Here is a 26177-nt window from a genome sequence, read left to right on the forward strand (position 1 = left end):
TCTTCAGCCCGTCGAGCGGAAACGGCTGGGCGAGCAGCCGACGTGGCGGACGAACAGGCGGTTGAAGAACGATTGATCCTCGTAGCCGACCATCGTCGCCACGACGATCACCTTCTCGTCCGTCTCCATCAGCAGATGCTTCGCCCGTTCGATGCGAATCTCGTGCAGCACCTCGAAGACGCTCCGGTCGTATTCCTCGCGCATGAGCCGGTTCAGCTGCCGGATGCTGGAGTTGAACAGCGCGGACAGCGACTGCAGCGTGATTTTCTTCTCGTAATTCCGTTCCAGGTAGCCGTGGATCCGTTTGGCCGTCATCTCGCGGTCCAGTTGCCTCGGGGACGGGTGGGAGCGCGTCTGCGGCATCAGCGTATAGTAGCGGGAGAGCAGCACGAGCAGCTCGATCAGCTGCAGCCGGATGATCGTCTTGTGCCCGGTGGAACGGGCGTTCATCTCGCGGATCATGCTCTCCAGCAGCGTCAGCACATGCGCCGCCTCCTGGCCGTGCAGGTTGAGGCGATGGTTGAACCTTACCTCGTGCGTCAGAAAAGGATGCACGTAGAAATAGTCCATGGAATTGGTGATTTCCAGCTCCGTCAGCAGCGCGTCCGGAATGAAGGACGGCATGAACAGGCAGTTGACGATTTCCATCTGCTCGCCGGGCTCCACCGCGTACGCGTGCGTTTCTCCCGGGTTGATGATGAAGACGTCCCCGGCTTGGATCTCGTAGGGGGATCCTTGGAACAGATGCACGCCGATGCCGCGGACGACGAAGACGAGCTCGACGAATTCGTGCCCATGCTCGTGAATGTTGCCTTGGATCGTCCGCGAGATCCAGAAGGGAAACTCCGTCTTCATGTAATTGTTGCTCGTTAGGATATCTTCTCTCATTCATGACCACCCTTGCGATCAGACTGACCTGCAGGCCGATATCGTTTCCGCTCTCCTAGATGCGCTGCTTCCCGGCGGCGGCATGATCGAACACCGCGCGGTCCGGGTTGCGCCGCCACTGCTCCCACGTCATTCCCGCCGCGTTCAGGATCTGCTCGATCCGCCTGCGGAACGGCAGCCCTCTGAGCGCCAATTGCTCCTGCATCGGATCCGGGCGTCCGGCGAGCTTGCCGGCGACGAACGCCTGCAATTGCCCTTCCAAGGCGTCCGCGATGTCCGGCATCGTTTCGGCCAGATTGACCGTTTCCAGCGGATCGCTGCCTAGATCGTACAGCTCGCGCGGCGGCCTGTCGAAGGGCCCGGGGTCGTACGTGACGATCAGCTTGTAGCGGTCGTTCCGAATGCCGCGGGCGGCCTGCCAGGCGCATTCGCTGAGATAAATCGTGTCGCGGGTGCCTTCGGCGGTGCCATCGATCGCTTCCCACAGGCTCTTGCCGTCGAGCCCGGCGGGATCCTCCAGCTTGGCGGACGCGATGCCGGCCGGCGATTCCCGGCGCACGGCTTCCAGCAGGGTCGGCAGCAGATCCGCCTGCTGCACGAGTCCGGGCACGCGCCTGCCGGGTCGAATCCGCCCCGGCCAGCGCATGATGACCGGCACATGGACGGTCGGCTCGTAGAGACCGCAGTGATCCCAATAAATGTCATGCTCGGTCAGGCTCTCGCCATGATCGCCGAACAGCACGAGCAGCGTCTCTTCCTGAATACCTAGCTTCGCTAAATGGTCGTCGAGTTCCTTCAACCGGTCGTCCAAATAGCGAATTTCGGCATCGTACAGCGCGTCGTAATAGCCGGAGTCCGTCACGGGGCCGACAAGGTCGTAGTGGTGGTGCTTAAAGAACGGGTACGCGGCATGATTGTAGGCCGGCTCCATGCTGAGGTTGGCGGGATCGTACGGGTCCTTGGCGGCATCGTAAAACTCCGGAACGTACGATTCCGGCGGCAAATACGGCGTATGCGCATCCCAATAGTGCAGGAAGAGGAAGAACGATTCGTCCTTGTGCTGCTCGATCCATGGCATCGCGTGCTCGTTGATCGTGCGCCCGTCGATCCAACGGTTGCCGCCGACGGTGTTGATGTAATGGTTGTAGCCGCGCGCGAACCACTCTTTGAGCTGGTACAGGTTGTCGACAGCGCCGGTCGTAAAGCCGGCGGCGCGGAGCAGGTTCGGCAGCCACTCCACCGACTTCGGCAGCTGCGTCAGATCGGAGCCGTGCGAGACGACGCCGGTCGTGAGGCCGATCTTGCCGGTAAACACGCCCGTATGCGCCACCTCCGTCGGAATGTCCGCCGCGTACGCCCGCTCGAACAGGACGCCGTCTCTTGCGATGGCGTCCATGTGCGGACTGGTGCGTTTCCCGTATCCGTATCCGCCCAGACGGGAAGCCCGGAGCGTATCCAGCGAGATCAGGATGATCTTCATGCTAGATCACGTCCTTTCCCGGTACGTGATGCAGGCGGACCTGCTTCTGGTCGAGGTAGGCCAGGACGGCCTGCGCGTTCTCTTCCAGCGGGGCGCTCGAGGTGCAGAGCGTGAGCGCAGGCTGAAGCGGCTCCTCGTACGGATCCGACACGCCGGTAAAGTTCTTGATCTCGCCCGAGCGCGCTTTGGCGTACAAGCCCTTCACGTCCCGCATCTCGCAGACGTGAAGGGGGCATTTGACGTATACTTCCGCAAAGCCCGGAATCTGCTCGCGCGCGTAGTCCCGCATCGCCCGGTACGGGCTGATGGCCGACACCAGCACGTCGACGCCGTTGCGCGACAGCAGGTTGGCGACATAGGCGATCCGCCGCACGTTCTCGAACCGGTCCTCCATGCTGAAGCCGAGCCCTTTGCAAATGACGGCGCGCAGCTCGTCGCCGTCGAGCAGCTCCGCGGGCCGTCCCCGTTCGCGCAGCTTCTGCAGGACGGCCGAGGCCGTCGTCGTCTTGCCGGCGCCCGACAAGCCGGTGAACCATAGGACCGAGCCATGACTGATGTTCATAAGGTTTCTCTCCTCCGTATCTCCTGCAGCATCCCTACGAAGGGACTGTTACCGGAGCGCCGCCGAGCTGCTGCGACGCAATGGCCGCCTCGATGACCTCTTGTGCCGCAAGCGCATCCGCGCCGGATGCGGTAATCTCCGCCGGCTTCGCGCCGGCTTTAAGCTCCTCGATAAAACGGTTGATCCGGTGCTCGAACGTATCGTCGAAGCCTTTCATGCCCCCGAAGAGCGAATTGCGCACGACCGTCAGCTCGTCGGAATGATGCGGATAGTAGGTCATGCTTTCGTACACGTTGTCCACGATCAGTCTTCCTTCGTGACCCGCCACCTCGCAGAATTCGATCGGATGGCGCATCGACATGTCGTAACTGCCGGTCAGATGGCCGACGGCGCCGGACGCGAACTCCACGTTGACGGACGCCGTCGACCAGGACGAGCGGCCCGGCGCCTTCGTCATGAACGACTGCACGCGCGCGATGTCGCCCGCGAAGTAGCGCATGACGTCGATGGAATGCGGGTGCAGCGCGCGCAAGTGCAGCCATTCCGTGTCTTCCTGCGGATTCCGGATCGTCAGCCGCATGTTGAGAAAGAGCAGGGAGCCGAGCTTGCCGGCATCGACCAGCTCCTTCGCCTTGGCGGCGGCCGGCGTGAAGCGGTGGTTCAGGTTGCAGGCCAGCACCAGCTCCTTCTCCTTCGCGTACGCGACCAGCCTCCGCGCTTCGTCGATGTTGTTCGAGATCGGCTTCTCGACGAAGACGGCCTTCCCCGCCTCCAGCGCGATCATCGCCGGCCCGTAGTGGTGGCTGCCCTTCTCGACGCCGGCCGTCGCGACGACGACGACGTCGACGCGCTCGCGCGCGAGCAGCTCGCGCAGGTCCGTATACGCCGGGACGCCATGCAGGCGGCCCGCCGCTTCCGCGCGCTCCGGCAGGAGGTCGCATACCGCGGCGAGCTCGGTGTCCGGGTGGCGTTTATACGCGTGGCAGTGGATTTTGCCGATGTGGTTGACGCCGACGACCGCGACGCTAATCATTGCCGACCGTCTCCTTCTCCTGCTCCTGCGGCTGCTCCTGTTCCTTCGGCTCTTTGTCCTTCGCCTGCAGCGAGCGGGCATTGACGATGGAGCCGATGTACAGCGAGTTGTACGCCTCTTCCGACGACGTGAACTGCTTGTTCTGCCCATGCCAATTCGTATTCGTGTAGATCGGGTTCGTCCGGTTCACTTGGCCTTCGCGCTTGGCGATATAGTCAAGCATCCGGCCCCGCAGGAATTCGACGACTTCCGGCTCCCGGTCCGCCACGTTGTCGTTCTCCTCCGGATCTCGGATCAGATTGTACAGCTCGACCGCCGGTTTTCCGTGAAAGTCCGGCTCCAACGCGCAGATCAGCTTCCATTCCTTGGTACGCCAGCCGTGCTTGCGCATCCAGGTGCATTCCGTGATGTACAGCTCGCTCAGCTCGTCGGCCGAATCGGCCTGCCCGTGCATCAGCGGAATCAGATTGCGTCCGTCGAACGTCTCTTCCGCCGCTACGCCCAGCAGACCGAGCACGGTCGGCATGATGTCGGCGATGACGCTGACGCTCTCGACGCGTTTGCCGGCGGGCACGCGGCCGGGGAATTTGAAGATCAGCGGCACGACGAGCGTGCAGTCGTAGAGGCCGTGATGGTCGAAGAAGCAGTCATGCTCGTAGAGCGTCTCGCCGTGATCGGCCGTGATGACGACCAGCGTTTCGTCCTCGATGCCCATGTCCGTCAGTTTCGTGAACAGCGATTGCATGCAGATGTCCATATACGCCACGGAACCGTCGTACTGCCCGCTCACGTATTCGTGGTCTGTGACGCCCTCGGGAATCCACGACTTCAGGAAATCGCCGAACGGCCGGAAATTGTACACCGGCTCCATCGACGCATTGTCCGGATCCCTCTCGTCCCTGCCGTAAAACATGCGGTCGAACGGCTGCGGCGGCAGGTACGGCGAATGCGGGTCCATATGGCGCAGGAACAGGAAGAACGGCTTGTCGTCGGCCGCGAGGCGTTCCAGCTCGGGAATCGCGACGTCGTTCAGATTCTCGGCCTTCGGCGTGCGCCCGGTCGCCTCGTCCGGCACCCATGATTCGTAATTCAGATAGGTCTGGAAACCGCGCGCGGACGGATTGCCGGTAAACCCGACGCAGGTCGTGTTGTAGCCGTTCTCTTCCAGCACCTCGGCCAGCGTCTTCACATGGCCGCCGAGCGGGCCTTCGTGACGCAGGGCCACGACGTCCGTGCCGAACACGTCGCGTCCCGTCAGCATGGAAGCGTACGCGGGCGTCGTCGGGATGCTCGGGCTGAAATGCTGCTCGAAAAGCACGCCCTCGGAAGCGAGTCGATCGATATAAGGCGTCGTCAGCTTGCCGTAGCCGTAACCGCTCATATGGTCGCGGCGCAGGCTGTCGATGCCGAACAGTATCAGATTCGGTTTTTTGGCGGACATGGCAGTTCCTCCTTGGCGGCGTTTAGCGCGCTCCTAGTTTTTTGAGGCAGGCGTTGAGATAGCCGTAGGATTCGGCGGCGACGGCCGTCACTTGCTCGATCGTATGCTCCGGCGTCGCGCCGATGACTTCGAGCACGACCGGGCCGTCGTAGCCGCCCGCCACCATCGCCGCGCAGTAGCCGAACAGGTCGATGTCGCCGCGGCCGCAGGCTTGCAGCTGGATCGGGCCGGGACCTTGCTCGCGTCCCCGGCAATCGCGAATGTGGATATGCTTGACGCGGCCGAGCACCGCCGGCAATGCTTCTTCGGCATTTTCGCCGGAGCGGTGCACGTGGCTCGGATCCATGTCGATGCCGAACGCGGGCGAAGCGATGCGCTCCATAGCGGCGAGCGTCGTCGGCGTGTTGTAGATGGCGTTGCCGACATGCGCCTTCACGCAGAGCGTCACGCCGTACGAAGCGGCGAGCTCGGACAATCGCGCCAGGTTCGCGATGGACGCGTCCAGGTCCTCGGCGACGCCGGACTTGCCGCCCGGGCCGACGTTGACGACGGGGATGCCGATCGCGGCCGCGGCTTGAAAGGCCGGGATCAGCCGTTCGTCGGCGAGCGAAGCGACCTCCATGGACAGGAATTTCAGGCCGTGCTCGCGCGCGATCGCCTGCAGCTCCTCCTTCTGCTCCTCCCAGCGGGCGAGCTCCAGATGCTCGCACATGCCTTGAATGGCGGATATTTCGACGCCGTCATAGCCGCAGGCCGCGATCAGTCTGGCCGCTTCGGCGAAATCGTAGTTCTTGAACAGGACCGAGTTGACGCCTAATGAAATCATGAATGAATAACCTCCTGTTTATGGGGAATGCCTGGCTTTCTCCGTGATTCGGCCATGCATGGTTTGCGTCGGCCGCATAGGCGGCACTTGGCGCGCAGCCGGCAGGTCGCCGTACGGCCGCGACATAGGCGCGCGTAGCGACGATGACGGCGCTTAGCGCATGGTCAGCGGGTCGCCGTGCAGCGGCGGCAGCGGATTCGGGCGAACCAGCTCGCCTCCTCGTTCGTACGATTCGATGACCGCGAACGTGTACTCCAGCACGGCCAGCGCGTCGCGGCCGTTGGCGCGGAACTGCTCGAACGGCACGCGCGCGGACACGTCTTCCAGGAACGCGCGCAGCCGGTTGTTGAACGTGCGGTCGAAGTTCGTCGTGCCGTAGTCCGTCACTTCCGGCTCCGGCTGCTTGCTGATCGCCGGAATGCCTTTCTCGGCTCGCCAATAGGACACTTTCTCGACGCAGTTCTCGATGCAGAACGTGCCCTTGGAGCCCGCCATCTCGAGGCTCCACCAGCCGCCGAGACCGTACACCGCATCTCCCCGCTGGCTCAGCAGATAACCGACGCCGCCGTTCGCGAAGCGCATGTGGATGCTGTTGATGGAAGCCATGACGTCGCCCGCGTTGCGGCGGAAGCCCGGACGGTCCGAGAACGTCTGGATATGCGTGATGTCGCCGCAGAAATGGCGGATGACGCTGAACGGATGCGTCAGGAACGCCTTCATGTGGAAGTACGGATGCCCCTTCACCTTCGGGCTTCCGGCCAAGCCGTAATTGGCCTCGCCGCCGTTAAAGCCCATTTTGGCCATGCAGTACACGAGCTCGCCGATGTCGCCGTTGTCGACGTACTGCTTCGCCTTGGCCGCCGGCTCCGTGAAGTAGTGGTTCAGGTTGCAGCCCAGGTACACCTTCTGCTTCTCGGCAAAGGCGACCAGTTCTCTCGCCTCGCGAATGTCATGGCAGAGCGGCTTCTCGACGAGGACATGCTTGCCGTAGCCGACCGCTTCCATCGCCGGCTCGAAATGCCAGCTGCCGTTGTCGATCCCCCCCGTCGTAATGTCCACGACTTCGATGTCGGGCTCATGCTCGATCATGTCCTTCAGGCTGTAATAGGCTTTGACGCCGTATTTCTCCGCCGCCGCGTCGGCGCGCTCCTTCACGACGTCGCATACCGCGACCAGATCCGCCAACTCTTCCTCCTGATAGCAGGCGGCATGCAAATTCCCGATTCCGTTCAATCCGACCAATCCGATTTTTACCGGCACGTGGATCACTCCCGATTCTGAATTATTGGCAAAGCGTCGATAATGAGGCTGTTGTTGCAAGCCGGTGAATGATTAGCGGTGCAGCTATTAGCGAAGCGCATGACTTTCCGGCGCGCTTCAGGACGTCGCATGACAACGATGAGTCGCATGCGTCAAAGCAGCGCCTTGCACGGCACGGCCGGTCTGCCGAAGACTAGACATCCAGCACGGCAGGATCCTGAAGCGACACTCTCCTGCCCTCTCGCGAGGATACGTACGTCGCCAGCACCATGCGCAGCGACGTTAGGCCTTCCTCCGCGGTCGCGATCGGCTCCCGCTCGCCGCGCAGGAAAGCCGCCAGCGGCTCCGCCAGTCCGCGGATCCGATGATAATGCGCCGGCGGCGAGGCGATCTCGCTGTCGATCCAGGCGTTCTGCTCCGCGTCGTACCGGCGCAGGCCGGCGCCGTCGTCCGGTCTCGGCGCATTCGCGCTTGGCGCGTCGCCGTAGTTCTGCACGATCGTGCCCCGTTCGCCGATGATTTCCGTCGTGTTCTGGATGGCGTGGCAAGTGAACGAACAGCTGACCTCGGCGATCGGCCCGTCCACGTAGCGGTAGACGGCGATGCCGTTGTCGTTCGGGATACGCGGATTGTAGAGCGACGCGATCTCCGCCGTCACGCTCTCGGGCTCCCCCAGCAGCCAGTGGATGAAATCGGCGGGATGCGCCGAGTCGTCCGCCCAAATATCCCGGTTGCTGGCCGGATCGACATGCCAGCTGTTCGCGAAATCCGCGTTCAGCCCCGCGTTCAAGCCATGGCGACGGCGAACCATGAACAGTTGGCCGAGCGCGCCTTCCCGCAGCCAGGTTTTCATCTGGACGTTCTGCGGATCGACCCGCATCTGCCAGGCAAGCGTGAACGGGACGCCGTACCGCGCGACGTCGGCGACGATGCCGTCCGCCTCGGCCATCGTCAGCGCGATCGGCTTCTGCAAAACGATCGCCTTGCCCGCCGCCGCCGCGAGTCTGACCAGTTCCGCGTGCCTGGAGGTCTCCGAGGCGATCACGACGGCGCCGATGTCTTCCCGAGCGAGCAGCGCGCCCGCGTCTTCGTGTCCTTCCAGTCCATAGGCGGCAACCGCCGCTTCCAGCCGCGCCGCATCGTGATCCCAGCCCGCGACGACGCGTACGCCCATATCCGTCTGCTTCCATTCCTCGCAATAAGCGTTCACGTGTCCGTGGGCGAAACCCAAGATGCCGACGCCGATGATCTTGTTCATAGCCAACCTCCGTAACGTAGTGGCCAAGCGGCAAATGCTGGATATATGGCATGATCCCCGAGAGTGCGGCATGCAGCCCGAATCCCGCAAGAAAACGTTTTCTACCCCCATCATAGCGGTACGGCAGACGTAATTCATGGCTGATCGGGACAACGATTTATCCGATTCGGACCATTTGGCGCCCATCGGCATTCGCTGAATGCCGCTTCCCGGGTTTGGGGCAATCTAGAAAAGCCGGCAGATCCCAAGCAGCTGCAAGCATACGATCAACGAGCCAGGAGGAATCGATATGGGCCGTCACCAGAATCCAGCGTTACCCGGTAAAATGAAGGGCATGCGCGCGAAGGACAGCCAAGCGGAAAACGACGTCGCCGGTTCGACGGACCGCAACCGCAACCAGAAAGGCCATGTGCCGAACAGCCCTTCGACCGGCTGATCCTCGGCCGGAGACGATTGGAGCGATCGGAACTATCCGAACGATCCGTAAGGAACGAAAGGATCGATCCGAACGTCACCGACCGGACAGAACGCCAAAAGGCCGCCAGCATCTCCAATGGAGAACTGGCGGCCTTGCGTGCGTGCCGAGTCTTACGCGGGAGAGCTGACGACCTCTTGTGCTTACCGGGTCCGCCGTAGGCGAACTGACGGCTCTGGTCCGTTCCGAGTCTCCCGTAGGAGAGCTGACGACCTCTCGTGATAACCGGGCTCCCCGCGAGAGAACGAAGAAGTCTCCCTTAAGAGCGTCGGCCGCCTTTCACGCGTCGCGCCCGGGCGCCTGCCGAATTACCTGAAATCCTTCGGCGTCCTGCGCGCGCTATTGGTCAGGATCGCGGCCTCGATGACGGCTTTCCGTACGGAGGCGACGACCTTCTCGTTGAAGATGCTCGGAATGATGTAGGACTCGTTGAGCTCGTCCGCGGTCACGACGGAGGCGATCGCCCGGGCGGCCGCGAGCTTCATCGGCTCGTTGATATGCCGCGCGCGGCAGTCAAGCGCGCCTCGGAACAAGCCGGGGAACACCAGCACGTTGTTGATCTGGTTCGGATAGTCGCTGCGGCCGGTCGCGAAGACCGCCACGTGCGGCAGCGCTTCTTCCGGCGAGATCTCCGGCTCGGGATTGGCCATCGCGAAGACGATCGCGCCCGGCTTCATCCGCTTCACGTCGTCCGCGTTCAGCAGCCGCGCGCGCGACACGCCGATGAAGACGTCCGCGTCCGCGATGAGCTCCTTGAGCGTCCCGGCGCTTGCCTCGACCTGCGGCTGATCCGCCAGCCACTGCCACATCGGATGCGGATACGTTCCTCCGCGCACGATCGCGCCGTCCCGGTCGATCGGCACCAGATGCCGCACGCCCGCGCCGAGCAGCATCTTGCAGATCGAGACGCCGGCCGCGCCGATGCCGTTCACGACGACCCGGATATTCTCCATCCGTTTGCCGACGAACTTGAGCGCGTTGATCAAGCCGGCGATCGTCACGACCGCCGTGCCGTGCTGATCGTCGTGGAAGATCGGAATGTCGAGCTCCGCCGCCAAGCGGTTCTCGATCTCGAAGCAGCGCGGCGAACCGATATCCTCGAGGTTGATGCCGCCGAAGATCGGGCTGATCGCCTTGATCGTCCGGATGATCTCCTCGGTATCCTTCGTATCCAGGCAGATCGGGAACGCATCGACGCCGGCGAGCTGCTTGAACAGCATCGCCTTGCCCTCCATGACCGGCGCCGCGGCATGCGGACCGATGTCGCCGAGCCCCAGCACGGCCGTGCCGTCCGTAACGACGGCGACCGTGTTGCGCTTGATGGTCAGCGAGTACGCCTTGCTGACGTCTTCGGCAATGGCCGTGCACACTTTGGCGACGCCGGGCGTGTACACCTTGGACAGATCGTCGCGGTTCTTGATCGGCATCGTCGGCTGCACCGTGATTTTACCTCCGAGGTGGACGAGAAACGTCGGATCGGAGACGTTGACGACCTTGATGCCGTCCAAGCGGCGCAGCGCCTCGACGACGGCCGTCTCGTTGTTGTCCTGCAGCGATACGGTAATGTCCCTCGTCGAAGCGTCGTGCCCGGGGCGAATGACGTCGATGGAGGTCACGTCGCCCCCGGCCCGGCTGATCGTCGCCGCGACGTCGCCGAAGCTCACCTTCTTATGATCCAGCTCCAGCCGGAAAATCATGCTCGTTTGCGCCATTATTACACCCAGCCTCTCCAGCGGACGGCTTCGGCCATCCGTTTGATTCCAACCATGTAAGCCGATAACCGCATGTCGGCCTGCTTCGTCCGCGACGTGTCGTACACGTTCCGGAACGCGTCGACGAGGATTTTGTTCAATCGCTCGTTGACCTCGTCTTCGGTCCAATAATAGCCTTGGTTATTTTGTACCCATTCGAAATAAGACACAACCACGCCGCCCGCGCTCGCCAGCACGTCGGGCACGATCATGACGCCGCGCCGGGTCAGGATCTCCGTCGCCCCGTGGGTCGTCGGTCCGTTCGCCGCTTCGACGAGCAGCTTGGCTTGGATCAGATGGGCGTTCTCCGCGGTGATTTGGTTCTCGATGGCGGCCGGAATCAGGATATCGCACTCCTGAACCAATAATTCCCGGTTGGTGATCCGGTTCGGGAACAAGTTGGTGACCGTGCCGAAGGAATCGCGGCGGTCGAGCAGCGAATCGATATCGAGTCCGTTCGGGTCGTACAGCGCCCCGACCGCGTCCGAGACGCCGACGATCGACGCGCCCGCGTCATGCAGGAATTTTGCCAGATAGCTTCCAGCATTGCCGAATCCCTGAATAATAATGCGTGCCTTCTCCAGCGGAAGGCCCAGCACGGCGGCGGCTTCCTTGAGCACGATGGTGACGCCGAGGGCGGTCGACGATTCACGGCCGATAGAGCCGCCGAGCACGATCGGCTTGCCCGTGATGAAGCCCGGCGAGTCGAATTCGCGAATGCGCGAATACTCGTCCATCATCCAGGCCATGATCTGAGAATTCGTAAACACGTCGGGGGCGGGAATGTCCTTGGTCGGACCGACGAGCTGGCTGATCGCCCGCACGTAGCCGCGGCTCAGCCGCTCGAGCTCCCCGAACGACATCGTGCGCGGATCGCACGCGATGCCGCCTTTGCCGCCGCCGTACGGGAGGTTCGTGACGCCGCATTTGATGCTCATCCACATCGACAGCGCCTTCACCTCGTCCGCGGTCACGTCCGGATGGAAGCGCACGCCGCCCTTCGTCGGCCCGACGGCGTCGTTATGCTGCGCGCGGTAGCCGGTGAACACCTTCACCTTGCCGTCGTCCATCTTGACCGGGATGCGCACGGTCAGCAGCCGCAGCGGCTCCTTGAGCAGCTCGTTGTACGCCTCGTCGTACCCTAGCTTCGACAATGCGGTTTGGATTACCTGCTGCGTTCTGGCGAGCACGTCCGTGTTTTCTTTTTCTTCGACCAGCATGGCCCGATATCCCCCTTGTGGTTGTCCGTTTTGCCTGCGGCAGCGCTTCCAATGCGGCAATGAAAAACGGCCCTCCCTGCCATGATCGGAGAGGGCCGCGGCGTTCGCTTACGCTTTGCGGGACATGAGCTTCGCCTGCGTGAAGAGCAGCAGGTAATCGTGGCCGCCGGCTTTGGAATCCGTGCCGGACATATTGAAGCCGCCGAACGGATGCACGCCGACCAGCGCGCCGGTGCACTTGCGGTTGATGTACAGGTTGCCGCAGTGAACGGTGTCCAGCGCCTCGGCGATCCGGTCCTCGTCGGAGGAGAAATACGAGCCCGTCAGACCGAATTCCGTGTCGTTGTACATCGCGATCGCGTCCTGCCAATCCTTCGCCTTCGCCAGCGCCAGCACCGGACCGAAGATCTCTTCCTGCATGATGCGCGCCTTGCCGCCCACGTCTCCGAAGACGGTCGGCTGAATGTAATAGCCGTTGCCTTCGGCCTTGGAGCCGCCCGTCAGCAGCGTGCCTTCGGCTTTGCCGATCTCGATGTAGTCGAGAATGCGCGCGTACGAGACGTTGTCGATGACCGGACCGGACGCGAAGTTATGCTCCGGCAGGCCGATCCGCAGCTGCTCCGTCAGCTTCACCACGCGCTCGGCAACCTCGTCGTAGACGGATTCCACGATGATGGCGCGGGAGCCGGCCGAACATTTCTGCCCTTGGAAGCCGAAGGCCGAAGCCACGATCGCGGACGCCGCCGCGTCCAGATCGGCCGTCTCGTCGACGACGATGCCGTCCTTGCCGCCCATCTCGGCGATCACGCGCTTGATCCAGATTTGGCCCGGCACCGTATCGGCCGCCAGCTTATTGATGTGCAGTCCGACTTCCTTGGAGCCCGTGAAGCTGATGAAGCGCGTCTTCGGATGCGTGGTCAGGTAGTCGCCGACCTCGGCGCCGCTGCCCGGGATATAGTTGATGACACCGGCCGGCAGACCTACCTCTTCCATCAGGGCGACGAATTTATGGGCGATGACCGGCGTCGTGGAAGCCGGCTTCAGCAGCACGGCATTGCCCGAGACGACCGCGGCGGCCGTCATGCCGACGCAGATCGCGAGCGGGAAATTCCACGGCGGGATAATGACGCCCACGCCGAGCGGAATGTACGACAAATGATTGTCCTCGCCCGGAATCTTGGCCAGCGGCTGGGATTCGTTGACGGTGCTCAGCCGGATCATCTCGCGGGCGTAAAATTCAAGGAAGTCGATCGCCTCCGCCGTGTCCACGTCGGCCTCGACGTAGTTTTTGCCGGATTCCAGCAGCATGAGCGCCGAGAACTCGTGCTTGCGCTCGCGCATCAGGCTCGCCGCCTTGAACAGGTATTCGGCGCGTTCGCGCGCAGGCACTTTCTTCCACGTCTCGAACGCAAGCAGCGCGGCCTGCATCGCTTCCTCCGCGATCTCCTGGGACGCTTTGCTCACGAAGCCGATGACCTCGTCGACGTTGCCCGGGTTGATGGACGTGATCTTCGCTTCCGTCTCGATCTTCCTGCCGCCGACCCTAAGCGGGTAGCTGCGTCCGAATTCGGACTTGACCTTAGCGATCGCGGCTTGCATCGCGTCGATGTTCTCCTGCTTGCCGAAATCCGTAAACGGTTCGTTCGCGTAAGGTTTGACCGCTGTGTTAGGCGTTGTTGTCATAGCCATTCTCCTCTCCCGGATGGGAACTTTTTATTTAAACATGTTTTTGAGCACGAACCAGACGTTGGCGGGACGTTCCGCCAGCCGGCGCATGAAGTAACCGAACCAGTCGATGCCGTAGGGCACGTAGACGCGGACGCGGTAGCCTTCCCGAACGAGCCGCTTCTGAAGATCCTCGCAGATGCCGTACAGCATCTGAAACTCGAACGCTTCCCTGTCGATGCCGTGCTCCTTGACCAACGCCTTCGTATAGTTCACGATGGCCTCGTCATGGCTCGCGACGGCGGCGTAGTTGCCGTTCAGCAGGTGAAGCTTGATGATGCGCTTCAAGTTCTCGTCGACGTCGTGCTTCGCGGGAAACGCGACGCTGGGCGATTCCTTGTAGGCGCCCTTGACCAGCCGCAGATTTGCCTGAAGCTCGCCCAAGTCCTTCACGTCCTGCTCCGTGCGGAACAGATACGCCTGGATGACGATGCCCACGTTGCCGAACTCCTCGCGGAGCTCGCGGTAGATGTCGAGCGAGATCTGGCAATGGGCGAAATCCTCCATGTCGATGCGGACGAAATTGCCGTACAAGCGCGCGCGGTTCAGGATGCGCTTCATGTTGGCGACGCACAGCTCCCTGTCGATATCAAGGCCGAGCGACGTCATCTTGAGCGAAAGGTTGGACTTCACTTCCGCGTCGGCGATGGCGTCGAGCGTCAGCAGGCACATCTCCGTGGATTGCTCGGCTTCTTCGGCGCTGAAGACGAATTCGCCGAGATGATCGAGCGTCGCCATCCGCCCGTCTTCGTTCAGCCTGCGCACGGCGTCGATCGACTGTTGGATCGATTCGCCGGCGACGAATCGGGCGGCTCCGAAGCGCAAACCGTATTTCTTCGCCAGGCGGTTTGCCGATCGGCTCTTGCCGAGCGCTTGGAACATGTTCTTCAGAAGCAGATCCATGCTGCATTCCTCCAGGTGTTTGTACATAATTGTTCAATGCGATAATTCGATTATACATGTAAACGATATTTTTGAACATATATTTGTTTAAAATTATGAATATCCATCGGATTGAACAATTATGCAGCAAGGCAATTGGACAACGAATTGAAAGCGGATGCCTTTCGTGGTAGATTACTCTCATACCTTACATAGATGCGGAGACGAGCGATTATGTTCAAGCGTGAACAACTCTCATTGAACACTCCCGTGACGGAGTTGACGGACGATCCTGATATCGCGCGGCTGCTGCCGATCTTGGAAAGCGGCCGGGCCGTTGCCGTTCGGTCGGATGCCCTCGGCTTGAATCGCGCCGTTCTGGTGCTGCCGGAAGATCGCGCATTCCTGCTGGCGGCGTTCGCCGGGCGGCTGTCGGAACCGGCGGCGGACTCGCTGGCGGATTCGCCTTATGCCGCCGTCGTTATTGCATTAACGCCGGGGCAATCGGCGGTCGAAGCCATCCTGTCCGTGGACCCGGACCGGGAAGCGATCCCGATGCCCCGGACGCTGCTGCTCCGCGATGCCAGCGGAGCGCTGCTGGGCTACGTGCATGCCGGCGAGGCGCTCGCTTTCGCTTTGTCCGAGCAGGAGCGGTGGCAATCGTATTTCCAAACGCTGGCGGACACGGTCACGGACGCGGTCACGGTCGTCGACCGCAAGGGCGAGGTCATCTGCTGGAATCCGGTGGCGGAGGACATCTACGATCTGCCGGGCGCGGATATTTTGGGCAGGCGGATCGGGGAGCATTTCGAGACGGAGACGTTGATGGTGCTCAAAATATTGGACGAAGGCCGGGTCATCCGCAATGCGTACCACCGGCCGCGGGAAGGCACGCACGTGCTGATCAACGCCTCGCCCGTCCGCGATCCGCGGGGGGACATCATCGGCGGCATCGCCGCGGAGCAAGACATCACGCAGCTCGTGAAGCTGAACGAGCAGTTGACCTCCGCGCATACGTATTCCCACCAGCACAAGGCCGCCGACAGCGGGCTCTTCTCCTTCGCGAAAGGCAAAGGCTCCGCGCTCGGCCGGGTCATGCAGTGGGCGAAGAAGGTCGCTTCCGCGGACACGCCGGTGCTGCTCGTCGGCGAAGGCGGATCGGGCAAGGAACAGCTGGCGCAAATCATTCACGAGTCCAGCCCGCGCGCAGGCAAGCTATTCCTCAACGTGAACTGCGGCACCGTTCCGGCCGGCCTGCTGGACACGGAGCTTTTCGGCTACCAAGGGGGCGCGTTCACCGGCAGCGAGGGCGGTCAGCCGGGCATGCTGGAGGCGGCCAAGGACGGCACGCTGTTCATGAACGAGATCGACCGCCTGCCGATCGATCTCCAAGCGAAGCTTTACCGGTACTTGTCGCAGCAGACGTTCCAGCGGATCGGCGGCAGCAAGCCGATCGCCGTGAAGACGCGCATCATCGCCGCCTCGACCGCGGACCTGGCGGCGAAGGTGCGCGAGGGCGACTTCCGCGCGGATCTGTACTACGCGCTGAACGTCGTGTCCATCGCGCTGCCGCCGCTGCGCGAGCGGCGCGAGGACATTCCCGCGATGCTGCAAATGTACCTGAAGCAGTTCTCGCTGCAGTACCAGAAGCCGCTGCCTTCGCTGTCGCCGGAGGTAATGCTGGCCTTCGCGGGCTACGATTGGCCGGGCAATATCCTCGAGCTCCGCAACGTCGTGGAGCGCTGCGTCATCCTGTGCGAAGACGATCTGATCACGATGGAGCAGCTGCCGCAATCGCTGCAGGCGCTGCAGCCGAGCCTGGAACCGGCGCCCGGCCACCACCGGGAACGGGGCGAAGCGACGGCAGCCGCCTCCGCCGAAGCCGAAGCCGCGAAGCCGCTCAAGGCAAGCGCCAGCCAATCGGAGGAGCAGCGCCTCATCCAGGAGGCGCTCGCCAAGACGGCCGGCAACAAAAGCGCCGCCGCCAAGCTGCTTGGCGTCTCCCGGGGCACGCTGTACAACAAGATGAAGGAGCTTGGGCTCGAATAGCCGGGCTACTCCGACGACGAGAGAAATATAAAACAACAGCCGTTACGCGCGACCGGCGAGGTCGCGGCGCGTAACGGCTGTTGTCGTTTAGAGGATTCGTTTGCCGAGCAGCGAGGCGATCAGTCCGATCGCCAGCCGCGCGGTTCTTCGGCTCTCGTCCAGCATGGCGTTGACCTCCACCATGTCGATGGACCGGACGCGCCCCGTCTCGGCGAGCAGCTCGCAGGCAAAGTGCGCTTCCCGGTAGGTCAAGCCGCCCGGCACCTGCATGCCGACGCCCGGCGCTTCCATCGGGTCCAGGCAATCCGCGGAGAAGCTGACATGGATGCCTTCCGTCCCGTCGCCCGCGATCTCGACGGCCCGCCGGATCACCTGCTCGACGCCGAGCCGGTCGATTTCATGCATCGTGAACACGGTGATCCCTTCGGCCAAGATCAGCTCGCGCTCCTCCGGCTCCACGTCGCGAACGCCGATGAGCACGACGTTGCGTTTGTCCACCGCGGTCCCGTCCGCGTTGTCGGCGATGTCGGACAGCCCGAGCTTCGCGTACCCGAGCGCGACTGCAAGCGCCATGCCGCCGATGCCCCCGGTCGGACTCCCCGCTTCCGCATGCAGGCCGGCATGCGCGTCGAAGTAGATGACGCCCGTCCGTTTCCCGGCGGCGGCAAGCCCGGCAAGCACCCCGATCGTGACGCTGCGGTCGCCGCCGAGGACGAGCGGAAGCTCGCCGCGGTTCGCGGCCTGCGAGACGTGGTTCGCGACCTGCCTGCCCATCTCGACGACCTCGGGCAGATGCTTGAGGTTGCCTTCGCCGGCCGAGTCGGGCGAGCCGGGCGCCGGCCTGAAGTCGCCTTTGATTTTCGTCTCCGTCGCCAGCTCGTACGCGGTCTTGCGCAGCTGCCGGAGCAGGCCGGCCTGCATCATCGATTCCGGACCCGCTTCGTTGCCGGGTCTCCCGGCGCCCAGTCCGAAGGGGACATGAATAAGGCTTAATTTAGTCTTGCCGTCCGTTGTTTGCTTGACGTCTGCCATGGGCTGCCGTCCCACCTTCCACCGTTCATGATTTGGCGTGCCTTGCGGATTGCATGCTGCAGCGGGTTAAAATATCCCTTGAATCCTGGCGAAGGCCCAGTCGAGCTCTTCGCGCGCGATCGTCAATGGCGGCGCGAAGCGGATCGTCGTCTCGTGCGTTTCCTTGCACAGCAGGCCGAGCTCCTTCAGCTGCTCGCAGTACGGACGCGCCTCGCCGTGCAGCTCCAGGCCGATGAACAAGCCCCGTCCGCGGATTTCCTTGATGACCGGGCTTTCGATCCCGCGCAGCAGCGATATGAAATACGTACCCAACTCCTCCGAACGGCTAACCAGCCCTTCGTCCTCGAGCACGTCCAGCGCCGCGATCGCGACCGCGCAGCCGAGCGGGTTGCCCCCGAAGGTCGACCCGTGCGAGCCGGGCTCGAAGACGCCCAGGATCGCTTCGTCCGCTGCCACCGCGGAGATCGGAAACACCCCGCCGCCCAGCGCCTTGCCCATGATATACATATCCGGCACGACCTGCTCCCAGTCGCTCGCGAACAGCTTGCCGGTCCGGCCGAAGCCCGTCTGGATCTCGTCCGCGACGAGCAGCACCCGCTGCTCGTCGCACAACGCTCTCGCCGCCCGGAGGAATCCGTCCGGCGGTATGACGATCCCGGCCTCGCCTTGGATCGGCTCCACCAGGAAAGCGGCCGTGTTCGGCGTGATCGCCGCCTTCAGCGCGTCGATGTCGCCGTACGGAATGACGCGGAAGCCCGGCGTGAACGGCCCGAAGTCCGCCTTGTATTCGTCGGAGGACGAGAAGGACGTGATCGTCGTCGTCCTGCCGTGGAAATTGCCGCCGCAGACGATGATTTCCGCCTGATCCGCCGGCACCCGCTTCACCCGGTACGCCCACCGCCGCGCGGCTTTGAGCGCCGTTTCCACCGCTTCCGCGCCGGTGTTCATCGGCAGGATCATGCTTTTGCCCGTGAGCTTCGTCAGCTTCTCGTAAAATACGCCGAGCTGATCGTTATGGAACGCGCGCGAGGTCAGCGTCACTTTATCCGCCTGCTCCTTGAGCGCGGCGATAATGCGGGGATGCCGATGGCCGTGATTCAGCGCCGAATACGCGCTCAGCATATCCATGAAGCGATTGCCCTCGGGATCCTCCACCCAGACGCCCTCCGCCCTCGCGATGACGATCGGCAGCGGATGGTAATTGTTCGCCCCGTACCGCTGCGTTTGTTCGATGATGCGGTTCGTCGTGTTCGTCATGTCCGCTCTCCCCCTTTCGATTGGCGGCATGAAGCCGCACTGACGCTCACAAGATGCGCTCGCCGAACGCGGAACCGATCAATTCCACGGCCGCCACGGCCGTCTTGTTATGCTGATCCAGCATCGGATTGACTTCCACGAATTCGGCGGACACGAGCAGATTGCGCTCGAACAGCAGCTCCATGGCAAAATGGCTCTCCCGGTACGACATCCCGCCCGAGACCGGCGTGCCGACGCCCGGCGCGTCCCACGGGTCCATGCCGTCGAGGTCCAGGCTCAGGTGGACGCCGTCGGTGTCCTTGGACACGATATCCATCGCCTCTTCCATCACCTGTTTCATGCCGTGGCGGTCGATATCGTGCATCGTGAACACTTTGATCCCTTTCGCTTTCAAGAAAGCGCGTTCGCCGGGATCGATGGAGCGCGCGCCGATGATGACGACATTCTCGGGCAGCAGCTTCGCGTCCGCCCCGCCGACGGACGTCAGATCGGCATGGCCGTAGCCGAGTACGGCCGCCAGCGACATGCCGTGGATGTTGCCCGAAGCCGTCGTTTGGTCCGTATTCACGTCCGTATGCGCATCGAACCAGATGACGCCGAGACGCCGGACATGCTGCAACACGCCTTTGATCGTGCCGATCGCGATGCTATGGTCTCCGCCCAGCACGAGCGGGAATCTGCCTTTCCCCATCTCGGCCGCGACGGTGCTGCACAATTCCGTATTGACCCGTACGATTTCGTCCAAATATTTCAGCTTCTCCCCCGTAGGCGGGGGCGGCAGCGTCCTGTGGACCCGCAGGTCGCCCAAATCCTCGATCGCATAGCCGAGCGAACTCAGCCGTTCATGAAGGTTCGCGCCGCGAATCGCGTTCGGACCGAGATCGACGCCTTTGCGGTCGGCCCCGTAAGGCAGCGGCACGCCGATTATCGAGATGTTCGTGTTCTTCACCGCATCCATAAGCTGCACTCCTTCTCAAACGTTGGGTTATTTTAATTGTAGCATAGCGGTTTTTGATCAAAAAATTGAATTATCCAATGGTTACGATTAAGAATCGCAATGATCCCGTCATCTGCCCGAACGGACAAGAAACCCCGGGCTGCCGAAGCTGCCCGAGGCCGATAGCGGTATGCTGGCGCAAGGTCAATCCCATTCCTTCCAGACCCGCTGGACGATCTCCGCGAAGGAGCGAATGTTTTGTTCCGCGAGCCGTTTCTTTAGCATAACCATATTCGTTTCGATTTTGCCGGGGAATCGGTGAATTTCCGCCAACGTCCCCTTGCGCAATTCTTCTTCGACCAAACCCGCGCCGAGCAGCGCGATTCCGGTATTGTACATGACCGTCCGCTTGATCGTCTCGTCCGAGACGCACGCGATGTATTTATCCGGGGTGAAGCCGTATTCTTGCAGGCATTCGTTGACGAGCCGCTGAATGTTGGAGCCGGATTTGTACGTAATGAACGGGTAGCGCTCCAGCAGCTCCGACAGCTCGTGCCGGGCGAGCAGCTCGCTCGTCGCGACGAGGACCAGATCCTCCTTGCCGAGCGGCATCGTCTCCATTAGCGGCGAATCGCAGGGACCCGCGATAATGGCTAGATCCGCTTCGTTCGAAGCGACCTTCTTCATCGCGTCGTTGCTGTCGCAGGAGAACAGCTGCAGCTTTACGTTCGGATTTTCCGAAATATACGAATGCAGGATGAGCGACAAATATTGCGTGCAGTAAAATTCGGGCGCGGCCACGGTCAGCAGGCCGTGAGGATGCTCCAGCTTGCGAAGCTCGGTCTCCATCTCCTCCATCAGCGCGAACGTCTGGTCCACATAATGCTTGACCAGCTTCCCCGCCGGCGTCAGGAACGTCTTCTTCCCGCTGCGGCCGAGCAGCGAGACGCCGAGCTCGTTCTCCAGGGACTGGACCTGGAGGCTGATCGTGGGCTGCGAATAGCCGAGCAGATCGGCGGCGCGCGTCAGGTTCAGCGTGTCCGCGACGACCTGAAACGTCTTGTACTTCTTGAAATCCATTCCTGCTTCACGTCCTTGCCGGCTTCATGGAACCATTATAGTCGGGAACCGCCTCCCGGAACAAGCGGAGCCGATGCCGTCCCTAGATCCTTATTCCGCTGCCGCGTTCGACATGCGGATCATCGAGAAGTTGACGGTGGAACGCGGGATCGCGTCGCGAAGCGGCCGAAGCGACGGCGTGAAGCGCACCTCGATGCCCGCGGCAGCCAGAAGGCCCAGGCAATCGTCCATGCGTTCGACGGCCGCCGGCTCGACCGCTTCCTCGGTTATGTAGTACCCTGCGTTTCCGTCGTACGACACGAAGGGACCGGATTCGAATTCGTAACGGTACAATCGCGCGGACCGGATGCGCTCCAGCCAGCCGTTCTCGACGGCGACGACATGGCTCGTCCGGGACAACCCGAAGAAGCGCTCGCGGTCCGCATCGGTCGTCTGCGCGTCCAGCCAAAAGCAAACCCGAGGGCAGTCCCTCGGGAAGTAGTAGTTATAGGCATGCGTCCCATCGATGGCCCACACCATGGCGGGCTCGTTCAAGCGGTAAGGCAGCTGTCTCGGCGTGAACAAACGGATCGTCGGATCCTCGCTAAAATGGTACAGCTTCACTCGATTCTCTCCGTTTCGCGGGGTGTCGTCTATTCGACGTCCATCGTGATGTCGTCTTCGTGCTCCAGAAACCGGATGAACAGCTCCTTGTCCTCCAGGAACCACAAGTTATCGGCTTCCATGTAGAACGTGATGCCTTCCACGATATCCTTGACGCCCGGATTGCGGGGAACGTCCTTCATCACGCCGAGCGAGTAGCCGGGCTGAAGGCTGCCGCTGCCGCCGAGCCGGACGAAGATCCGCAAATGATCGCCGTCCGACAAGTCCATCTCCCGGATATACCAACGCGCGGCCGATTGCTCCACCGATATTCTCATCGCTACCATCTCCTCGTTTTGGATACGGTTACATGATATATATACGCCGCATACGCCGTAATTACCTCTTTGTTCAAACTATTTCCGCGCCGTCAGAAACCGCGTTCCCGTTCAGGCCGTTGCCGCTTGGCGCGGATGAAAGCAAACAGGCACAGATAGGCGATCAAGCCGATCCATACGATGAAAATGCCTAGTTTTTTGCTCCCGGAAGGCTCGGCGGAGTCGCTCGCGCGATCGGGCGCCGTCTGCACCGCGGCCGCGATCTCCGGGTATTGGAGCGCAACGGCCCCAAGGCTCGGCATGACCGGCTGCAGCCGACCCGCCGATTCCGTTCCGAGCGAGGTCTGCACCTGGAGTTCGCCCTCGGCCGTGACGGAGATGACGGGCGTCTCGCCCTTCGGCACGACGGCATAGAGCGGTTCCCCGGCGACGAAATCCGTCGCTCCCGCGCTTGCGAGCGGATAGGCTTGGTTCGCGACCGACACCCGCTGCAGGTCGAAATGCCGAAAACCGTAGTCCAACAGCTTCGTCATATCCTTATAAAGCAGAGATTGCGTCGGAGACTTGAGCAGCACGCCGATGATCTCCATGCCGTTCCGCTTGGCCGACGTGACGAGCGTGAATCCGGAATCGCCCGTATAGCCGTTCTTGATGCCGGTCGTGCCTTCGTAGTTGCCCAGCATCTCGTTATGGTTGATCAGCGTCGATTTCCATTCCTGCCCGTTCCACGGCATCTTCTTCGTGCCGACGATCGTCCTGAACAGATCGTTGCGCATCGCGTACCGGGCAATCTCGGCCATGTCCATCGCCGTCGTGTACTGCTCCTTATCCGGCAGGCCGCTCGGATTGACGAAATGCGTATGCGAGGCGCCGACCTGCTCCTGCACGAACCGGTTCATCCGCGCCGCGAATTTTGCCTTGGACCCGTCGATGTGCTCCGCGATGGCGGTCGCGGCGTCGTTGCCGGAATTCATCAGCATCCCGTACAGCAGGTTAATCAGCGGCTGCCGTTCGCCCTCCGACAGGTAGATGCGCGTGCCTTCTTCGTACCGCGCTTCCTTCGACGTCGTTACCATATCCTGCAAATGGTCCTTCTCGTCCTCGATGGCGACGATGCCCGTGATGATCTTCGTAATGCTGGCCGGATATTCCTGCTTCTCCGGATTGCGCGCGTACAGCACCGTTCCGGTCTGGGCGTCGATCAGCACGGCTGCTTCCGAGGCCAGCTCGGGCGGTCTCACGTCCGCAGTTTCCGCATGGACTGGACAAGCATATCCGAACGACGCCAGGATGAGCAGCAGCGCGAGAAAGCGATTCCGTTTACGAACGATCATGTTATCCCAGCCGACCTCCTGCGTCTCTATGTAAATGCACGGTTTTCTTCTACCGTACCACTAGAATCGCCAGGACGGCAATGAATATTTTATGGAAACCGCGCAACGAGCCGCGGCATGAATTCCCTACTAGCCGCCTGCTCCGGACTTCCCCGTGCACACGCGAAGAAACCGCTCCGGCGAGGAGCGGTTCTGGATCAAGACCGATACGGATTACCGTTGGACGTCCTGCGGATGCGCGTCCTCGATCAGCGCCGTCACGCTGGCGTTGGAGCTGACCTGCTCCGGACTTTTGCAGCCCGGGATCACGGCCGTCACGGCCGGATGCTTCAAGCACCAGGCCAGCGCCCACGCCGCCATGTCCACGCCCTGCGGCACTTCCTCCGCGGCGATGCGCTGCACTTCCTCGAGCTTTTGCACGGTGCTTTCGCGGTCATGGCGGTGGCGGACGTCGGTCTTGTCGAACACGGCATCCGGCTTGTACTTGCCGCTCAGGTACCCGCTCGCGAGCGGTACGCGCGCCAGCACGCCGAGCTCTTGCCGGATGCAGGACGGGAACACTTCTTGCTCCGGCACCTGATCCAGCCGGTTATAGACGACTTGAATCACGTCGGAGCCGATTCGGGTCGACGCGTCCACTTGATGCACGTTGGCATTGCTGCCGATGGACGTGCCGAGATGCTTGATTTTGCCGGCCTTCACCTGTTCGCCGAGCACCGACCACAGCTCTTCGTTATCGAAGACCGCATCCGGGCCGGAATGGAACTGATACAAGTCGACGTAATCCGTCCGCAGCGCCTTGAGCGAAGCGTCCAGCTGCTTCACGACGTCGCCGGGCGAGAAATCGTCGGTCCGGGTAAAGCGTTCGTGGAAATGATGGCCGAACTTCGTCGCCACGATCCAATCTTCGCGCTTGCGGCGGGCCAAATAGTCGCCGATCAGCGATTCCGACAAATGGTCGCCGTAGCACTCCGCCGTGTCGATCAGGTTGATGCCGAGCTCGGCCGCCCGGTCCAGTATCGCGTCGGCTTCCGCCTGCGTGAACTGCTGCCCCCACTCGCCTCCGAATTGCCATGTGCCGACGCCGATCACGGAAACCTCAAGTCCCGTGCGTCCGAGTTTGCGGTATTTCATCGTTCTTTTCTCTCCTCTCGAATGGCGAACCTTCTATTCCTTGCCTCAATGACTTGACTCTATTCCTTGCCTCTATTCCTTACCCAATCGGCGCAGCTGCATCTCTTTGGTGAACCATAATTTGTAGCTGAGCAGGCTGAGCAATATGCTCGTGACGGCCGCCGAAGAGGTGAAGGCGAACACGATCAGGATCTGGTAGCGGACCGCTTGAAGCGGATCGGCGCCCGCGATGATCATGCCCGTCATCATGCCGGGAAGCTGGACGATGCCGACGGTCTTCATGCCGTCGATCGTCGGGATCATGCTGGCCTTGACCGCTCGCTTCAGGCTGAGCTGAATCGACTGGCGGGCGCTTGCGCCGAGCGCGAGCAGCGTCTCGATCTCGCCGCGGGACGATTCGACGTCGCGCTTCATATGATTCAGGAACAAGCCGGCGACCACCATCGCGTTGCCGATCGTCATGCCGCTGATCGAGATGACGTACTGCGGCGTGTTCTCGATGATGCGGAGGCCAAGCAGGAGCAGCATGATGAGCGCTTCCGTGGCAGTTATGGCGACCGCGATGCGGATGCCGATGCCGCGCAGCCCCTTGCCGCGCCGGGCGGCATGCCAAGACGCGACCGCGATCATGACCGCCACGACGGGCAGGAGCAGCGCGGGGTGCCGCGTCCGAAACATATATTGCAGCACCAGCCCGATCGCGAGCAGCTGCACGGCCGCGCGGATCGTGCCGATGATAAGGTCCCGCTCCAGTCCAAGCCTCTGGCGCATGGACAACAGGACGGTGATGGCGACGAAGAGCAAGGTGAACGCCAGCGCCGTCGGCGTCATGGCCCTCCCTCCCCCGCGTCTTCGTTCCTGCCTTGCCTGCTCAGGAACCGTTCGGCGGCCAGAGAAGGCGGCCGCCGAAAGAAATCCTCCGTCCCGCAATCGGCGAGGCTGCCGTCCGCCAAGAACCAAACTCTCGAACTGACGCGCCGCGCCTGCTCCAGATCATGCGACACCCAGATCAGCGTCGCCTTCGCCGCAGCTTGCATTTCCGTCAGCAGTTTCTCTACCGCGAGCTTGCAGTGCTGGTCCAGCGAAGCCGTAATCTCGTCCAAGAGCAGTACCGCCGGCTCCCCGAGCAGCGAACGCACGAGCGAGACGCGCTGCTTCTCCCCGCCGGACAGCTCGTCCGCGTTCTTCTCCCAGTCCGTGGACGACAAGCTTACCGCCTCCATCAGCCGTGCTGCAAGCTCCCGGTCAAACGGCGTATCGTGCAGCCGGCTGCAGGTGCTTAAGTTATGCGCCACGCTTCCGGGCAGCATGACGGACTGTTGGGCCACGTAAGCGGCTCTTCTGCGCCAGGACTGCGGCTGCCAGCCGGAAGCGGCTTTGCCTTCCAGCCGCAACTCGCCGGCGGTCGGCGCATCCAGCAATGCCAGCAAGCGAAGCAGCGTGCTCTTGCCCTGTCCGGAAGGCGCGATCAGCGCAACGGATTCCGGTTCTTCGACGGACGCGGTTATTCGCGTGAACAACGTTCTGCCGCCCGCAACCGTTTTGGTCAAGTCCGTAAAGGCCAGAATGCTCATTTCGCCATCGCCTCCCTGCTTTGCTTAGTATTTCCTGAGCGCGCGAGCGGCATCAATAC

Annotated in this window: 23 protein-coding genes and 1 pseudogene; 2 read left to right on the top strand and 22 right to left on the bottom strand. The window is 62.2% G+C overall.

Going from position 1 to position 26177, the window contains the following annotated elements:
- Nucleotides 1-3: 3 nt before the first annotated feature.
- The 8 genes and pseudogenes from GT019_RS05640 to GT019_RS05675 all read right to left on the bottom strand — a co-directional run bounded on the left by GT019_RS05640 (nt 4) and on the right by GT019_RS05675 (nt 8748).
- On the bottom strand, nt 4-888 hold the full coding sequence (locus GT019_RS05640; RefSeq protein WP_161741766.1) for an AraC family transcriptional regulator: 885 nt from the start codon (nt 886-888) through the stop codon (nt 4-6).
- 55 nt (nt 889-943) lie between these two features.
- Nucleotides 944-2368 (bottom strand): sulfatase family protein, encoded by a 1425-nt coding sequence (locus GT019_RS05645; RefSeq protein WP_161741767.1) that lies wholly within the window; start codon nt 2366-2368, stop codon nt 944-946.
- Between the two features lies 1 nt (nt 2369).
- Nucleotides 2370-2939: pseudogene (gene cysC / locus GT019_RS05650) on the bottom strand (adenylyl-sulfate kinase); the annotation flags it as partial.
- A 25-nt stretch (nt 2940-2964) separates the two neighbouring features.
- Nucleotides 2965-3963: a Gfo/Idh/MocA family protein gene (locus GT019_RS05655; protein WP_161741769.1), complete on the bottom strand. Its 999-nt coding sequence runs from the start codon at nt 3961-3963 to the stop codon at nt 2965-2967.
- Nucleotides 3956-5404 (bottom strand): sulfatase family protein, encoded by a 1449-nt coding sequence (locus GT019_RS05660; protein ID WP_161741770.1) that lies wholly within the window; start codon nt 5402-5404, stop codon nt 3956-3958. Before GT019_RS05660 ends, GT019_RS05655 begins: the two co-directional genes overlap by 8 nt.
- 22 nt (nt 5405-5426) lie before the next feature.
- Nucleotides 5427-6230 carry a sugar phosphate isomerase/epimerase family protein gene (locus GT019_RS05665; protein WP_161741771.1) on the bottom strand — a complete coding sequence of 268 codons (804 nt, stop codon included), beginning with the start codon at nt 6228-6230 and terminating at the stop codon, nt 5427-5429.
- Between the two features lie 153 nt (nt 6231-6383).
- Nucleotides 6384-7490, bottom strand: a complete 1107-nt coding sequence (locus tag GT019_RS05670) for a Gfo/Idh/MocA family protein (protein WP_161741772.1) — start codon at nt 7488-7490, stop codon at nt 6384-6386.
- Between the two features lie 193 nt (nt 7491-7683).
- Complete coding sequence (locus GT019_RS05675) at nt 7684-8748, bottom strand: Gfo/Idh/MocA family protein (RefSeq protein ID WP_161741773.1); 1065 nt, start codon at nt 8746-8748, stop codon at nt 7684-7686.
- Nucleotides 8749-9037: 289 nt separating this feature from the next.
- Between GT019_RS05675 and GT019_RS31545 the strand changes: the two genes are divergently transcribed.
- A complete protein-coding gene (locus GT019_RS31545) occupies nt 9038-9184 on the top strand; it encodes a hypothetical protein (RefSeq protein WP_201755251.1) in 147 nt (48 codons plus the stop codon).
- 347 nt (nt 9185-9531) lie between these two features.
- On the opposite strand, the gene GT019_RS05680 is transcribed toward GT019_RS31545, so the two are convergent.
- The 4 genes from GT019_RS05680 to GT019_RS05695 all read right to left on the bottom strand — a co-directional run bounded on the left by GT019_RS05680 (nt 9532) and on the right by GT019_RS05695 (nt 14822).
- Complete coding sequence (locus tag GT019_RS05680) at nt 9532-10935, bottom strand: NAD-dependent malic enzyme (RefSeq protein ID WP_161741774.1); 1404 nt, start codon at nt 10933-10935, stop codon at nt 9532-9534.
- A 2-nt stretch (nt 10936-10937) separates the two neighbouring features.
- Nucleotides 10938-12194: a Glu/Leu/Phe/Val family dehydrogenase gene (locus tag GT019_RS05685; protein WP_161741775.1), complete on the bottom strand. Its 1257-nt coding sequence runs from the start codon at nt 12192-12194 to the stop codon at nt 10938-10940.
- A gap of 108 nt (nt 12195-12302) precedes the next feature.
- Nucleotides 12303-13877 carry an L-glutamate gamma-semialdehyde dehydrogenase gene (gene pruA / locus GT019_RS05690; protein WP_161741776.1) on the bottom strand — a complete coding sequence of 525 codons (1575 nt, stop codon included), beginning with the start codon at nt 13875-13877 and terminating at the stop codon, nt 12303-12305.
- A 30-nt stretch (nt 13878-13907) separates the two neighbouring features.
- Nucleotides 13908-14822, bottom strand: coding sequence for a proline dehydrogenase family protein (locus GT019_RS05695; protein WP_161741777.1), 915 nt, complete (start codon nt 14820-14822; stop codon nt 13908-13910).
- Between the two features lie 213 nt (nt 14823-15035).
- On the opposite strand from GT019_RS05695, the gene GT019_RS05700 reads away from it, so the two are divergent.
- Nucleotides 15036-16850 carry a sigma-54 interaction domain-containing protein gene (locus GT019_RS05700; protein WP_161741778.1) on the top strand — a complete coding sequence of 605 codons (1815 nt, stop codon included), beginning with the start codon at nt 15036-15038 and terminating at the stop codon, nt 16848-16850.
- 87 nt (nt 16851-16937) lie between these two features.
- On the opposite strand, the gene rocF (GT019_RS05705) is transcribed toward GT019_RS05700, so the two are convergent.
- From rocF (GT019_RS05705) to GT019_RS05750, 10 genes are all read right to left on the bottom strand, one after another.
- Complete coding sequence (gene rocF, locus GT019_RS05705; protein WP_161741779.1) at nt 16938-17882, bottom strand: arginase; 945 nt, start codon at nt 17880-17882, stop codon at nt 16938-16940.
- 66 nt (nt 17883-17948) lie between these two features.
- Nucleotides 17949-19139, bottom strand: coding sequence for an ornithine--oxo-acid transaminase (locus GT019_RS05710; RefSeq protein ID WP_161741780.1), 1191 nt, complete (start codon nt 19137-19139; stop codon nt 17949-17951).
- Between the two features lie 46 nt (nt 19140-19185).
- On the bottom strand, nt 19186-20097 hold the full coding sequence (gene rocF / locus GT019_RS05715) for an arginase (RefSeq protein WP_161741781.1): 912 nt from the start codon (nt 20095-20097) through the stop codon (nt 19186-19188).
- Nucleotides 20098-20280: 183 nt separating this feature from the next.
- Nucleotides 20281-21156, bottom strand: a complete 876-nt coding sequence (locus tag GT019_RS05720; protein WP_161741782.1) for a LysR family transcriptional regulator — start codon at nt 21154-21156, stop codon at nt 20281-20283.
- Nucleotides 21157-21246: 90 nt separating this feature from the next.
- On the bottom strand, nt 21247-21759 hold the full coding sequence (locus GT019_RS05725) for a DUF6886 family protein (RefSeq protein WP_161741783.1): 513 nt from the start codon (nt 21757-21759) through the stop codon (nt 21247-21249).
- Nucleotides 21760-21788: 29 nt separating this feature from the next.
- The gene (locus GT019_RS05730; protein ID WP_161741784.1) at nt 21789-22076 is read right to left on the bottom strand and encodes a HesB/YadR/YfhF family protein; all 288 of its coding nucleotides are present in this window, start codon (nt 22074-22076) and stop codon (nt 21789-21791) included.
- 92 nt (nt 22077-22168) lie between these two features.
- The gene (locus GT019_RS05735; RefSeq protein ID WP_161741785.1) at nt 22169-23410 is read right to left on the bottom strand and encodes a D-alanyl-D-alanine carboxypeptidase family protein; all 1242 of its coding nucleotides are present in this window, start codon (nt 23408-23410) and stop codon (nt 22169-22171) included.
- 213 nt (nt 23411-23623) lie between these two features.
- Nucleotides 23624-24544, bottom strand: a complete 921-nt coding sequence (locus GT019_RS05740) for an aldo/keto reductase (protein WP_161741786.1) — start codon at nt 24542-24544, stop codon at nt 23624-23626.
- Between the two features lie 72 nt (nt 24545-24616).
- Complete coding sequence (locus GT019_RS05745) at nt 24617-25375, bottom strand: ABC transporter permease (protein WP_161741787.1); 759 nt, start codon at nt 25373-25375, stop codon at nt 24617-24619.
- The gene (locus GT019_RS05750; protein WP_161741788.1) at nt 25372-26118 is read right to left on the bottom strand and encodes an ABC transporter ATP-binding protein; all 747 of its coding nucleotides are present in this window, start codon (nt 26116-26118) and stop codon (nt 25372-25374) included. Before GT019_RS05750 ends, GT019_RS05745 begins: the two co-directional genes overlap by 4 nt.
- Nucleotides 26119-26177: the final 59 nt, after the last annotated feature.

This window comes from Paenibacillus glycinis, assembly GCF_009909185.1.
In the GTDB taxonomy this organism is placed as follows: domain Bacteria; phylum Bacillota; class Bacilli; order Paenibacillales; family Paenibacillaceae; genus Paenibacillus_Z; species Paenibacillus_Z glycinis.

Bases quoted from the DNA above. Each gene is read 5' to 3' on its own strand.
- GT019_RS05740 (WP_161741786.1), bottom strand. From the start codon at position 24,544: ATGAAATACCGCAAACTCGGACGCACGGGACTTGAGGTTTCCGTGATC.
- GT019_RS31545 (WP_201755251.1), top strand. From the start codon at position 9,038: ATGGGCCGTCACCAGAATCCAGCGTTACCCGGTAAAATGAAGGGCATG.
- GT019_RS05735 (WP_161741785.1), bottom strand. From the start codon at position 23,410: ATGATCGTTCGTAAACGGAATCGCTTTCTCGCGCTGCTGCTCATCCTG.
- rocF (WP_161741779.1), bottom strand. From the start codon at position 17,882: ATGGCAGACGTCAAGCAAACAACGGACGGCAAGACTAAATTAAGCCTT.
- GT019_RS05730 (WP_161741784.1), bottom strand. From the start codon at position 22,076: ATGAGAATATCGGTGGAGCAATCGGCCGCGCGTTGGTATATCCGGGAG.
- GT019_RS05710 (WP_161741780.1), bottom strand. From the start codon at position 19,139: ATGACGAACACGACGAACCGCATCATCGAACAAACGCAGCGGTACGGG.
- GT019_RS05700 (WP_161741778.1), top strand. From the start codon at position 15,036: ATGTTCAAGCGTGAACAACTCTCATTGAACACTCCCGTGACGGAGTTG.
- GT019_RS05680 (WP_161741774.1), bottom strand. From the start codon at position 10,935: ATGGCGCAAACGAGCATGATTTTCCGGCTGGAGCTGGATCATAAGAAG.
- GT019_RS05750 (WP_161741788.1), bottom strand. From the start codon at position 26,118: ATGAGCATTCTGGCCTTTACGGACTTGACCAAAACGGTTGCGGGCGGC.
- GT019_RS05660 (WP_161741770.1), bottom strand. From the start codon at position 5,404: ATGTCCGCCAAAAAACCGAATCTGATACTGTTCGGCATCGACAGCCTG.
- GT019_RS05675 (WP_161741773.1), bottom strand. From the start codon at position 8,748: ATGAACAAGATCATCGGCGTCGGCATCTTGGGTTTCGCCCACGGACAC.
- GT019_RS05640 (WP_161741766.1), bottom strand. From the start codon at position 888: ATGAGAGAAGATATCCTAACGAGCAACAATTACATGAAGACGGAGTTT.
- GT019_RS05645 (WP_161741767.1), bottom strand. From the start codon at position 2,368: ATGAAGATCATCCTGATCTCGCTGGATACGCTCCGGGCTTCCCGTCTG.
- GT019_RS05655 (WP_161741769.1), bottom strand. From the start codon at position 3,963: ATGATTAGCGTCGCGGTCGTCGGCGTCAACCACATCGGCAAAATCCAC.
- GT019_RS05685 (WP_161741775.1), bottom strand. From the start codon at position 12,194: ATGCTGGTCGAAGAAAAAGAAAACACGGACGTGCTCGCCAGAACGCAG.
- rocF (WP_161741781.1), bottom strand. From the start codon at position 20,097: ATGGATGCGGTGAAGAACACGAACATCTCGATAATCGGCGTGCCGCTG.
- GT019_RS05695 (WP_161741777.1), bottom strand. From the start codon at position 14,822: ATGGATCTGCTTCTGAAGAACATGTTCCAAGCGCTCGGCAAGAGCCGA.
- GT019_RS05745 (WP_161741787.1), bottom strand. From the start codon at position 25,375: ATGACGCCGACGGCGCTGGCGTTCACCTTGCTCTTCGTCGCCATCACC.
- GT019_RS05720 (WP_161741782.1), bottom strand. From the start codon at position 21,156: ATGGATTTCAAGAAGTACAAGACGTTTCAGGTCGTCGCGGACACGCTG.
- GT019_RS05665 (WP_161741771.1), bottom strand. From the start codon at position 6,230: ATGATTTCATTAGGCGTCAACTCGGTCCTGTTCAAGAACTACGATTTC.
- pruA (WP_161741776.1), bottom strand. From the start codon at position 13,877: ATGACAACAACGCCTAACACAGCGGTCAAACCTTACGCGAACGAACCG.